Here is an 11,529-nt window from a genome sequence, read left to right on the forward strand (position 1 = left end):
CATGGTCGCGCTCGGCGAGATGCTCACGCTCATCGAGTCGGCGGGCATCGCCGCGATTCGCGAGAAGTCGATCGCGCTCACGAGCTATGCCATCGAGCTCGTCGACGCGCTCATTCCGGCGGCGACCGTGAGCACGCCGCGCGACCCCGCCCGACGCGGCAGTCACCTCACGGTCGACCACCCGAACTCGGCGATCGCCGTGCAGCGGCTCTGGGCGCAGGGGATCATCCCCGACTTCCGTCACCCGAGCGGCGTGCGCATCGGGCTCTCGCCGCTGAGCACGAGCTTCGCCGAGGTTGAGCGTGGCATCCGCGCGCTCGCCGATGCGTTGAGCTAGCGGCTCAGCGTCGCGCCCGGGGCCAGCGAACCAGCCCCGGGCGCGACCGAGCGTTACCGCGAGAGCGTCGCGAACTTGCGAATCGACAGCGGCACGAACACGAGCAGCAACACGACCACGCCGATGAGCACGGTGGCGATGGCGTTCTGCGCCATCCAGGTGTCGCCGACCACGGTTCCGGGCGGCACGTTGCCCCACAGTTCGCGCGCCGCCTGCACGAGTGACGAGACGGGGTTCCACTCGGCGAAAATGCGCAGCGGCTCGGGCAGGTTTTCGCTCGGCACGAACGCGTTCGAGATGAACGTGAGCGGGAAGAGGATGAGGAACGATGCGTTGTTGATGATCTCGGGGCTCTTGACGCTCATGCCCAAGAACGCCATGACCCACGAGAACGCGTAGGCGAAGAGAAGCAGAAGTGCGACGCCAGCGAGAAACTCGAGCGGCGATGAGTTGACGCGCCATCCGACGATGAAGCCCGTGATCATCATGACGATCATCGACAGCGAATTGATGACGAGGTCGCCGTTCGTGCGCCCCACGAGCACGGCGGCGCCGCTCATCGGGAGCGTGCGGAAGCGGTCGATGATGCCGTCTTTGAGGTCTTGCGCCATCGCGGCACCCGAGTAGGTCGAGCCGAAAACGACCGTCTGCGCGAAGATACCGGCCATGAGGAAGGACTCGTAGCCGTCGCCGGGAATGTTGATCACGGCGCCAAAAACGTAGGTGAAGAGCAGCACGAACATGATCGGCTGAATGAGGGAGAACAGCAGAATCTCGGGCACCCGGATGATCTTCATGAGGTTGCGCCACGTGGTCACCCAGCCGTCGCTGATGAAGCGCGTGATGGCGCTGCCGGGAATCGGCGTCAGGGTCGTGGATGCTGCGCTCGAGGTGGTGGTGGCGCTCATGCCGCACTCTCCGTGGTCTCGGGGGTCTCTTCGGCCGTGTGGCCGGTCAGTTGCAAGAAGACGTCGTCCAGCGTGGGGCGACGCATACCCGCGTCGTGCAGCGCGATGCCGTCGCGAGCTGCCGCGCCGACGATCGCGGCGAGAGCGGCGGGGCCGTCGTCGACCGGAACCACCCAGGTGCGGCCACCCGTCACGACGGGTTCGCCGGTGCCATGGGTGGCGAGCAAGCGGCGCACAGCATCCCCATCGGCCTCATCGACCACGGTCAGTGCGACGCGCTGGCCACCGACCGAGGCCTTGAGCTCGTCGGCGGTTCCGCGGGCAATGACCTGACCGTTGTCGATGACCGAGATGGAGTCGGCGAGGCGGTCGGCTTCTTCGAGGTACTGGGTCGTGAGCAGCACCGTGGTGCCGTCAGAGACGAGCGTCTCGATGACATCCCACAGGCCAATGCGGCTGCGCGGGTCGAGGCCCGTCGTGGGCTCGTCGAGAAAGAGCACGGGGGGCTTGATGACGAGCGCGCCCGCAAGGTCGATGCGACGGCGCATGCCGCCCGAGTAGCCCTTCACCGGACGGTTCTGCGACTCGACGAGGTCGAAGAGTTCAATGAGCTCGCTCGCCCGCTGGCGCGCGACCTTCGAACCCAAGTGGTAGAGCTTGCCGACCATCATGAGGTTCTCGAAGCCCGTGAGGTTCTCGTCGACGGCGGCGTATTGCCCGCTCGCGCCGATCATGCGGCGAATCGACTGCGGGTCGTCGAGTACGTTGACGCCGTTGATGACCGCCGAGCCCGAGTCGGGCTTGATGAGCGTCGTGAGCACCTTGACCGTGGTGGTCTTGCCGGCGCCGTTCGGCCCGAGCAAAGCCGTGACGGTGCCCTGCGGCACCTCGAGGTCGAGGCCATCGAGTGCGCGCACGACGGGCGCCCCCTTCGGCGTATACGTTTTGACGAGCCCGTGGGCTTCGATGAATGCCATGCGCGGGATGCTGCCTCTCTGCTGTGACGCTTAAGCGGCGGGTTCGTTGAGGGCGGAATCAGCGTCGTACTCGTCGCGATGCGCCTCGATCGCGTCGCGGTTGGCGACCGCCCAGTCCGCGAGGGCAACGACGTGCGGAAGAAGTGTGAGCCCGAGCGGGGTCACCTCGTATTCCACGCGCGGCGGAACCTCGGCATAGACCTGGCGCGTGACGAGCCCGTCGCGTTCGAGTTCGCGCAAGGTGCGCGTGAGCATCCGTTGCGAAATGCCGTTGATCGACCGCAGCAGTTCGGTGAAGCGCATGCGCTGCACGGCGAGCTCACGAATCACGAGCATGGTCCACTTGTCGCCCACGCGGTCGAGCACTTGGCGCACGAAGGCGGTGTAGCTCGGGTCGGGTTCACAGTGCTTCACGGATGCTCGCTCTCTCGCTCGCGGGTTCGCAACGGTGACCTGCGTGTGCCTGAGGCACACTGCAGTGCCGGGTTCTCGTCAGGTATAAACGCACACAGCGTAACTCACTTACTGAAGGGAACCATCATGGAGATCGCCATCTGGATCGTCTCGGGTCTGCTCGCCCTCGTCATGCTCGGTGCCGGCGCGGCCAAGCTGTTCGTGCCGCGCGAGAAGCACGTGGCCCAGCAACCCTGGGCGGGCGACTTTAGCCACACCCAGGTGCGCCTCATCGGTGTTGCTGAAGTGCTTGCCGCTGGTGGCCTGATTCTGCCGCGGCTGCTCGACATTGCGCCGATTCTGTCGCCCCTCGCGGCGGCGGGCATTGTGCTGCTGCAGGCGGGCGCGGCGAGCGTGCACATCCGTCGTAAAGAGACGTTCGTGCCGAACCTCGTCATCATCGTGCTTGCGGGCTTCGTGGCCACCGCGGGCTTCCTCGGCTTCTAGCCACACGCGCGCGAGTAGCGTGGGGGCATGTCGAGCTCGCTGACCCCCGCGCTGCTCGCGCGCATCCGCGAACGGGCGCCTGGCTACGACGCTGCGAACAGCTTCTTCGTCGAGGATCTCGACGAGCTGAGGGCAGCGGGCTATTTGGGGGCGCGTAGCTTGAGCAACGCATCCGCCGATCAGCGATTGCTTGCGGCGCACGCGCCGGCGACGGCGCTGGGCCTCACGATGCACCTCGTCTGGATGGGCGTCGCGCGCGACCTGCTGGCCGCGAGTGACGACTCGCTGCGCTGGGTGCTCGACGACGCCGAGCGCGGTGAGCTCTTCGCCTTCGCGATCAGCGAGGCCGGCAATGACCGGGTCATGAGTGACTCGCTCACGCGCGTTGACCGGGTTGCCGACGGTTGGGCGTTCACGGGCACGAAGATCTTCACGACCCTCTCGCCGGCGTGGACGCGCCTCGGCGTGCTCGGGCGCCACGACCCCGCCGACGGTTCGGCGCCGAGCATCGTGCACGGCTTTCTCAGCCGCGAGGCAGCGGGCGCCGACGCGCCGGGCGTGACGATCACCCCCGACTGGAACACCCTCGGCATGCGCGCGACGCAGAGCCACACGACCCGGCTCGACGGCGCGGTGGTCGCCGATGAGCGTGTGGCGCGCATCCTGCCCGTCGGCCCCAGCGGCGACGTTTACACGCTCGCGATCGCGGCCAACTTTCACACCCTCATCGCGAGTGTCTACGCCGGCATCGCGGATCGCGCGCTCGAGCTCGCGGTCGAAAGCGCCCAGCGCCGCACGAGCGTGCGCAATGACGGGGCGCCCCTCGCGCACGACCCCGACATCCGCTGGCGCATCGCGGATGCTGCGCTCGCCCTCGACGCGCTGGCCCCACAACTGCAGGCCGTCGCCCGGGATCGCGACCAGGGTGTGGATCGGGGAACCCGGTGGTTCCGCGACCTGGCGGGGCTCAAGCACCGCAGCGTCGAAACCGCGCGGCGCGTCGTCGACGAGGCCATGCGCATCGCGGGCGGTGGCGCCTACCGCTCGTCGGCCGAGCTCAGCCGCCTGCAGCGCGATGTGCTCGCGGGCATCTACCACCCGAGCGACACCGAGGCCGTGCACGCGACCGTCGCCTTCGACCTGCTCGGCCCGCTGCCGTGAAGCGCTAGCCCGCCGTAGGAGTAATGTCTGCGCGTGGTTATCTTGCGCTCGCGCGCTGTTCTCTTTCTTGCCTTCGCCTTCGCCGTCATGGCCGACCCCGTCTCGTCGGTCGCCTACGCGGTTGAAGCCGCCCTCCACGCTCTCGACGGGCGGCTCGATCTGCTCGTCGCGACGATGGGCCTCGTCGTGGTCATCATCGCGCTCGTCATCATCAACTACCGCGCGCTGATCGCTCGCTACCCCGAGGGCGGTGGCGCATCCGCAGCCGTGGGCGAAGCGTTCGGCGACGGCTGGTCGTTCGTTCCCGTGGGCTCACTCGTCGTCGACTTCGTCTTGACGATCGCCATCAGTGTCGCGGCAGCGGCCTCGGCTGTCATCGCCTACTTTCCGGCCCTTGAGCCGTGGCGGTTGCTCATTGCCCTCGTGCTCGTTCTCGTGGTCGGAGGGCTGTGTTGGTTCGGTCACCTGGGCCGCATCGTCTTCGCGCTCATGACCGTGGTGTTCGTGCTCAGTGCGGCCACCGTGCTGGTGTTCAGCGCTTTTGCGGCGCCGGTCACCGGCGAGGCCGCGGTTGTGGCGACGGGCACGGGCGCCGACCCCGGGATGCTCGCCGGACTCATCGCGGTCGTGCTCGCCTTCCCCGTGGCCATGGCCCTCGCGACCGGCGTCGAAGCCCCCTCGACGGCGATCGCGCAACTCGGCGAGTTGGATGACGATGGCCGCCGTCGCTTCGGCCAGCTCACCCTGTGGCTCACGCTCGGCATCGTCGGTGTCATCACCCTCGGGCTCGCGACGCAAGCCGCGCGCCTCGGTGTTGGCCTGCCCGACGAAGGGTCGACGCTCATCGCCGACTTCGCGCGGCACGTGGCCCCTGCCCCCGTCTTCGCGTTCTTCCAGCTCATGACCGCGCTGCTGTTGCTCGCCGCTGCCAGCTCGTCGTTCCAGGCTGGGCCGGGTCTGCTCAAGGCACTCGCCGCGAACCCCGCCCATTCCAACGCCGTGGGCATTCTGCCGGTGGCCTTTGGCCGAGTGAACAGCCGCCACACGCCCTACTGGGGTCTCGTGCTCTTCGCGGTGCTGTCGATGCTCGTCGTCACCGCGGCCGGCGCCGACGACCAGACACTCGTACTGTTCTACGCCGTCGCTGTGTTCTTGAGCTTCTTGTCGGGCCTGCTCGCCATGACGCGGTTCACGCAGCAATCCCGACAGTGGGGGCGTTTCGCGCTCAACCTCTTCGGCTCGATCGTTGTGGCGTTCACGCTCGTCGTGAACCTGGCGCGCGGCTGGCCGATTCTGAGCCTCGTGGCCGCGGCACTCATCGCCGGCGCGCTGTGGATGCTGTGGGTGCGCGCGGGGCGCCCGGAGGGCATCCGGTCGATCGAGGCACTGGCCGAGAAGGCCGAGGCCGAAACGGACGCGGTAACCCCCTAGCCCGCGCTACCGCCCGAGAAACACCGCGTTGAGCAGCTCGTCGACCTTCATGCCGACATCGGGCTCACTCGCGTCGAGCCGGTTCGTCAGCAGCACGACCGCGCGGCCCGCGGCGGGCGAGATCCAGAACTGGGTGTTGGTCCAGCCGGAGTGCCCGTAGACGCTGTGGTCGAGCAAGCCGGGGCCACGAGGCAGCAAGAAGCCAAGCCCGAACTGCTCGAAGTGTTTGATCGGGTTGCCGTCGATGACGTAGAGCCCCGCGGTGCGCGACTGCTGCATCGCCGTGAGGGTCGCGGGCGTGACGATCGCCCCGTCACTCATGAGCAGTGAGCGGGCGATCGCGAGCATGTCGGCAGCGTTCGCGACGGCACCTGCGGCGGGGTGACGCAGCGCGGGCAGGGAGGTGGGGTCGTGGTCGTAGCGCTCATAGCCGTGCACGTGGTGCGCGCCCTCGGCGTCGAACGACAGGTGACCCGCACCCACCGTGGCGGCCATCGCGGCGAATTCGTCGGCGAAGGCGTTGCCCGTGGCGTGCTCGACAAGCGCCGCAACGCCCTCCCACGCGAGGTTTGCGTAGCGCCGGGCGGTGCCCGGAATGAACTCGATCGGGGCGCGCTCGAGAGCTTCGCGCAGCGTGGTCGCACGACCGTGCGAGCGCACGGGCCCGTCGTCTTCGAGGCGGACATCGGCAATGCCCGAACGGTGACTCAAGAGGTGCTCGAGGGTCACGTCGGGGTGGCTGAACGCGGGCACAGCATCCCGCAGCGGGGTGTCGATCGTGAGCAGCCCGCGCTCGACCGCGCGCATCGCCGTGAGCGCGACGAGCGGCTTGGTAATCGAGTAGAGCGAGAAACGGTCGTCGACGTGTGCGGTGCGGCCACTGACGGCGTCGGTGCCGAACGCGGCCACGTCGACCACGCCCGTGGCGTCAACGACGCCGATCACGCCGACCGGCAGGCGGCCCACGTCAACTTGGCGTCGGGTCCAGTCGGCGGCGGCGCCGAATGCGGTGATGGTCATGGATGCTCCGTTGCGGTAGATGGATGGCTCAGGTCAGCTGCGGCAAAACCTCTGCCGCAATCAACTCGAGGTGATCGAGGTCGGTCATGTCGACCGTCTGCAGGTAGACGCGGTCGACGCCGAGTTCGCGCAAGGCGCCGAGCTGGTCGACGACCTGCGAGGGAGTGCCGACGAGGCGTTCTGAGTGGTCGCTCGCCGGGTCGATGTCGACGGCTGCACAGCGCCGCGCGATCTCGGCCGCGTCACGGCCGATGACCGTGGGCCACGCTGCCGACATGCTGAGCGTGGCCGGGTCGCGCTCTTCTTCGACGCAGATTGCGCGCACGTTGGCGAGCACGTCGGCGAAGCTCTCGAGCGTGCGAAAGCCGATGTTGAACTCGGTCGCGTAGCGGGCGGCGAGCTGGGGCGTCTTGCGCGGTCCACCCCCACCGACGATGACGGGCATGCACTCTTGCACGATCTTCGGCAGGGCAGGCACGTCGACGAGCCGGTAGTGGTCGCCCTCGAACGAGAAGGTGGCGCCGTCGGGGGTGGCCCAGTAGCCCGTCACGATGGCGAGCTGTTCTTCGAGCATCCCGAACCGCTTGGGCGGAAACGGGATGCCGAACGCCTCGTGCTCCCGCTCGTACCAGCCGGTGCCGAGGCCGAACTCGACGCGACCGTTCGACATCTGGTCGACCTGGGCGACCTGCACGGCGAGGATGCCGGGATGGCGGTGCGTCGCCGAGCTGACGAGGGTGCCGAGGCGAATCGTGCTCGTCTCGCGGGCGAGGCCGGCGAGGGTTGTCCACGCGTCGGTCGGGCCCGGAAGTCTATCGCCGTCGCCCATGACGAAGTAGTGGTCGCTGCGAAACCAGGCGTGAAAGCCCAGCGCCTCGGCACGCCGCGCGTGCGCGACGATCGTGTCGTAGCTCGCGCCCTGCTGCGGCTCGGTGAAGATGCAGTACTGCATTTCTTGAGCCTACGATGATGAACGTCGGAGGCCCTACGTGCGAGAAGCTCACGAGCGCGATGAAGTTCGCGGATACCACGCGGTGCGCGCTGCTGCGAAAGATTTCGAGGCCTACTCGAGCGATCTCATTGGCGATCGCGATACGCGCGCCTACAAGCAAGTGCCCCTCGAGTACGACCCGCCACGCCACACGCGGTTTCGCGATGCCGTGAACCCGCTGTTCATGAGCCAGAACATCGAGCCGAAGGCTCCGCAGTTCGAACGCATCGCGCGCGAGCTCATTCAGGGCATCACGGCGCGCGGTGGCGGCGACCTCGCGCGCGACCTCGCGTTGCCCTACGTCATGGGGTGCCTCACGGTCATCTACAACCGACCGCAGGATCTCGACGAGTGGATCTCGTGGGGCCCCGATGTCTGGACCGCGGATGCGTACCGCCAGGGTCTCGTCACACCCGAGTCGCGCCGTGCCGCGCGCGAGCGCTCGTTCGCCGGGCCGAGTTTGCGCAGCGGCAACGTGCTGCAGCAGTACCTCGAGCGCGTGTTCGACGCGGCGACTCCGGCGCCGGGCGCTGACCCGGCGACGACCGACGTTTGGGACTGGATCGCCGGGCTCGAGATCGACGGCGAACGCCTCTCGCGCGACGAGATGTTTGGCATCGCCAACGTCTTGCTCGCCGGCGGGCGCGACACCGTCATCAAGCTCATCACGGGCCTCACCTGGCACCTCATGGCGAATCCGGATGACCGCCAGCACCTCACCGAGAACCGCACCGCGTTCCCCGCCACGATCGCCGAGCTCGTGCGCTTCTTGACCCCGCTGCCCAAGATCGAGCGCGTGCGCGCGGAGGACCGCGCGACGCCCATCGCCGAGCGCGACCCGCGGCGCTACGTGCTGCTCAACTACCTCTCGGCCAACCACGACCGCACGATCTGGCCTGATGCCGACGTGCTCGACATTCGCCGCGACCGCAAGCCGCACTTGGCCTTCGGCTTCGGGCGCCACTCGTGCATGGGCATGAACATCACGGAGTACGAGGCCAAGGCGTTTCTCACGGTGTTGCTCGACGAGTGGCCGGGGTGGCAGTTCGACGGGGAACCCGAGATTGAGTGGTCCACCGAGGGTGAGGGCGACGAGGCCTTTACGGCTCTCGAACGCTTTGCCCGCGTGAGCGTTCGTGTGCCGTCATAGGTATGATCTAAGCCATGACCCGCACCGCGATCGTCACCGGAGGGCTGAGCGGCCTCGGCGCCGCGACGGCCGAGCGCCTTGCGGCGGACGGCATCCGCGTCATCACGCTCGATGTGGCACCCGGCGCCGACTTCTCACTCGATATCAGCGACGATGCGGCGGTGGATGCTGTGGCCGCCGAGGTGGGCCCGGTCGACATTCTCGTGAACTGCGCGGGAATCGTTGGCCCCAATAGGCCGCTCATCGACACGACCGCTGACGAGTGGCGCCGCACGATCGACGTCAACGTCATGGGCACGGTTGCGACGATTCGGGCCTTTGCGCCGGGCATGGTCGCGAAGGGCTGGGGGCGTATCGTCAACGTCGCGTCGATGGCGGGCAAAGACGGCAACCCCAACCTCGCGGCGTACTCCGCCACGAAGGGCGCGGTCATCGCGCTCACGAAGTCGGTGGGCAAAGAGCTCGCGCAGTCGGGTGTGCTCGTCAACGTCATCGCGCCCGCGGTCATCGACACTCCCATGAATGCCAAGACCGACCCCGCGGTGTTGAAGTACATCACCGACCTCATCCCCATGAAGCGCGTGGGTCGCCCCGATGAGTTCGCGGAACTCGTCGCATTCTTGACCTCCGACCGGCTGAGCTTCTCGACCGGAGCCGTGTACGACCTCAGCGGCGGCCGCGCCACCTACTAGCCGCGCTCCTTGTTAGCCGCGCGCTCTGAGGTCGCGCCACACCATAGAAGGGCCTCACCGATGAAGCTCATGCGCCTCGGCCCGGCGGGCCACGAGAAGCCCGTCGTGCGCGTCGACGACCCGACTCTCCCCGACGGCGCCGGCTACGTCGATGTCTCTGACATCACCCCCGACTTCGACGAGCGTTTCTTCGGTGCGTCTGAGCAGGGCGGCGGGATGCTCGGCCTCGTGCCCGTCGTCGCTGAGCGCATCGCGGCCAGCGCCGTGCATCCGTTCGGCGACCAGCGCATTGGCGCCCCCATCGCTCGCCCGCACCAGATCTTGTGCATCGGCCTCAACTACTCGGATCACGCTGCCGAGTCGGGCATGCCCGTACCCGACGAGCCCATCTTGTTCACCAAGAGCCCCAACACCCTCGTGGGCCCGAACGACGATGTGCGCATGCCGCGCGGCGCGACGAAGCTCGACTGGGAAGTCGAGTTGGGCATCGTCATCGGAAAGCGCACGAGCTACCTCGACAGCCCCGAACAGGCGCGCGACCACATCGCGGGCTACGTCGTCGCGAATGACGTGAGTGAACGCGCGTTTCAGATCGAGCGCGGCGGGCAATGGTCGAAGGGCAAGTCGTCCGAGACGTTCAACCCAACGGGGCCGTGGCTGGCCACGGCCGATGAGCTCGACGACGTTATGAACCTCGGCATGTGGCTCGACGTCAACGGCCAGCGCCGTCAGACCGGCACGACCTCGACGATGATCTTCGACCCGTGGTTCATCGTGCACTACCTCAGCCAGTTTCTCGTGCTCGAGCCCGGCGACCTCATCAACACCGGCACGCCTCCCGGCGTCGGCCTCGGCATGACGCCGCCGACCTACCTCCAGGTGGGTGACGTCATGACGCTCGGCATCGACGGGTTGGGCGAGCAGCGGCAGACGGTGGTCGCGCCGCGCTAGGCAGAAGCACAACGAGCCCCGCCGCGAAGACCACCACAGCCTCGCGACGGGGCTCAGCCCGTAAGTGGCGCTAGCCTCGAGGAATCAACCGCTGTAGCTGCGTCACGTGACTCGGCTCGAGCTCGTGCAGCGACTTTACGCCGAGCAGGCGCATCGTGCGCGCAACTTGCGTGCCGAGAATCTCGATGGCGCGGTCAACACCCTCGCGTCCGCCGGCCATGAGGCCGTAAAGGTAGGCGCGGCCGATGAGCGTGAAGCGCGCACCGAGGGCGACTGACGCCACGATGTCGGCGCCCGACATGATGCCCGTGTCGAGATGCACCTCGGTGTCTTTGCCCACCTCACGCACGACCTCCGGCAGAAGATGGAACGGAATCGGCGCGCGGTCGAGCTGGCGCCCACCGTGGTTCGAGAGCGTGATGCCGTCGACGCCGAGCGTCGCCAACCGCTTCGCATCGTCGACCGTCTGCACGCCCTTGACGACGAGCTTGCCGGGCCACTGCTCCTTGATCCACTTCAGGTCGTCGTAGGTGACCGTCGGGTCGAACATCGCGTCGAGCAGCTCGCCGACCGTGCCGTTCCAGCTCGAGAGGCTCGCGAAGGCGAGAGGTTCGGTCGTCAAGAAGTCCCACCACCACCACGGGCGGGGGATGGCGTTGACGATCGTGCCCACCGTCAGCGCGGGCGGAATCGAGAAGCCGTTGCGCTTATCGCGCAGCCGCGCACCCGCGACCGGTACATCGACCGTGACGAGCAGGGTGTCGTAGCCCGCGGCCGCCGCGCGCTCGACGAGCTGCATCGACCGCTCGCGGTCTTTCCACATGTAGAGCTGAAACCAGTTGCGGCCGTCGGGTGCCGCATCCCGCACGCCCTCGATGCTCGTCGTGCCCATCGTCGACAGAGAGAACGGGATGCCCGCCGCGGCCGCCGCCGTCGCCCCCGCGATCTCGCCCTCGGTGTGCATCATGCGCGTGAAGCCCGTGGGCGCAATGCCGAAGGGCAGCTCGACCC

The 11,529-nt window shown here is 67.7% G+C and carries 12 protein-coding genes and 1 pseudogene; 7 read left to right on the forward strand and 6 right to left on the reverse strand.

From position 1 onward, the window contains the following. Nucleotides 1-337: pseudogene (locus SFU54_RS07625) on the forward strand (kynureninase); the annotation flags it as partial. A gap of 53 nt (nucleotides 338-390) precedes the next feature. On the opposite strand, the gene SFU54_RS07630 reads toward SFU54_RS07625, so the two are convergent. From SFU54_RS07630 to SFU54_RS07640, 3 genes are read right to left on the reverse strand one after another with little or no spacing between them, the layout of a single operon-like run. Then, nucleotides 391-1,245, reverse strand: a complete 855-nt coding sequence (locus tag SFU54_RS07630; protein ID WP_319015687.1) for an ABC transporter permease — start codon at nucleotides 1,243-1,245, stop codon at nucleotides 391-393. Beyond that, the gene (locus tag SFU54_RS07635) at nucleotides 1,242-2,222 is read right to left on the reverse strand and encodes an ATP-binding cassette domain-containing protein (RefSeq protein WP_319015688.1); all 981 of its coding nucleotides are present in this window, start codon (nucleotides 2,220-2,222) and stop codon (nucleotides 1,242-1,244) included. The genes SFU54_RS07630 and SFU54_RS07635 overlap by 4 nt, the downstream gene beginning before the upstream one ends. Before the next feature lie 30 nt (nucleotides 2,223-2,252). Continuing rightward, nucleotides 2,253-2,636 (reverse strand): helix-turn-helix domain-containing protein, encoded by a 384-nt coding sequence (locus SFU54_RS07640; protein ID WP_319015689.1) that lies wholly within the window; start codon nucleotides 2,634-2,636, stop codon nucleotides 2,253-2,255. A 126-nt stretch (nucleotides 2,637-2,762) separates the two neighbouring features. Here SFU54_RS07640 and SFU54_RS07645 point away from each other — a divergent pair, with 126 nt between their 5' ends. From SFU54_RS07645 to SFU54_RS07655, 3 genes are read left to right on the forward strand one after another with little or no spacing between them, the layout of a single operon-like run. Beyond that, nucleotides 2,763-3,122 (forward strand): DoxX family protein, encoded by a 360-nt coding sequence (locus SFU54_RS07645; protein WP_319015690.1) that lies wholly within the window; start codon nucleotides 2,763-2,765, stop codon nucleotides 3,120-3,122. A 27-nt stretch (nucleotides 3,123-3,149) separates the two neighbouring features. After that, nucleotides 3,150-4,283 (forward strand): acyl-CoA dehydrogenase family protein, encoded by a 1,134-nt coding sequence (locus SFU54_RS07650; RefSeq protein WP_319015691.1) that lies wholly within the window; start codon nucleotides 3,150-3,152, stop codon nucleotides 4,281-4,283. A gap of 33 nt (nucleotides 4,284-4,316) precedes the next feature. After that, nucleotides 4,317-5,714, forward strand: coding sequence for an amino acid permease (locus tag SFU54_RS07655; protein WP_319015692.1), 1,398 nt, complete (start codon nucleotides 4,317-4,319; stop codon nucleotides 5,712-5,714). 6 nt (nucleotides 5,715-5,720) lie between these two features. Here SFU54_RS07655 and SFU54_RS07660 read toward each other — a convergent pair whose 3' ends face one another. Together SFU54_RS07660 and SFU54_RS07665 are read right to left on the reverse strand one after the other, a co-directional pair. Continuing rightward, entirely contained in the window at nucleotides 5,721-6,734 is a 1,014-nt protein-coding gene (locus tag SFU54_RS07660; RefSeq protein WP_319015693.1) for a serine hydrolase domain-containing protein, read from the reverse strand. A gap of 28 nt (nucleotides 6,735-6,762) precedes the next feature. Continuing rightward, nucleotides 6,763-7,686 carry an LLM class F420-dependent oxidoreductase gene (locus SFU54_RS07665; protein ID WP_319015694.1) on the reverse strand — a complete coding sequence of 308 codons (924 nt, stop codon included), beginning with the start codon at nucleotides 7,684-7,686 and terminating at the stop codon, nucleotides 6,763-6,765. Nucleotides 7,687-7,723: 37 nt separating this feature from the next. On the opposite strand from SFU54_RS07665, the gene SFU54_RS07670 reads away from it, so the two are divergent. The 3 genes from SFU54_RS07670 to SFU54_RS07680 are packed head-to-tail and all read left to right on the forward strand — an operon-like array spanning nucleotide 7,724 to nucleotide 10,518. After that, nucleotides 7,724-8,875 carry a cytochrome P450 gene (locus SFU54_RS07670; RefSeq protein WP_319015695.1) on the forward strand — a complete coding sequence of 384 codons (1,152 nt, stop codon included), beginning with the start codon at nucleotides 7,724-7,726 and terminating at the stop codon, nucleotides 8,873-8,875. A 14-nt stretch (nucleotides 8,876-8,889) separates the two neighbouring features. Further along, nucleotides 8,890-9,567 (forward strand): SDR family NAD(P)-dependent oxidoreductase, encoded by a 678-nt coding sequence (locus tag SFU54_RS07675; protein ID WP_319015696.1) that lies wholly within the window; start codon nucleotides 8,890-8,892, stop codon nucleotides 9,565-9,567. A gap of 60 nt (nucleotides 9,568-9,627) precedes the next feature. Then, nucleotides 9,628-10,518: a fumarylacetoacetate hydrolase family protein gene (locus tag SFU54_RS07680; RefSeq protein ID WP_319015697.1), complete on the forward strand. Its 891-nt coding sequence runs from the start codon at nucleotides 9,628-9,630 to the stop codon at nucleotides 10,516-10,518. Between the two features lie 70 nt (nucleotides 10,519-10,588). On the opposite strand, the gene SFU54_RS07685 is transcribed toward SFU54_RS07680, so the two are convergent. Continuing rightward, on the reverse strand, nucleotides 10,589-11,529 hold a 941-nt coding region (locus tag SFU54_RS07685), incomplete at its 5' end, for an alpha-hydroxy acid oxidase (protein ID WP_319015698.1).

It is taken from the genome of Microcella sp. (assembly GCF_033763155.1).
In the GTDB taxonomy this organism is placed as follows: domain Bacteria; phylum Actinomycetota; class Actinomycetes; order Actinomycetales; family Microbacteriaceae; genus Microcella.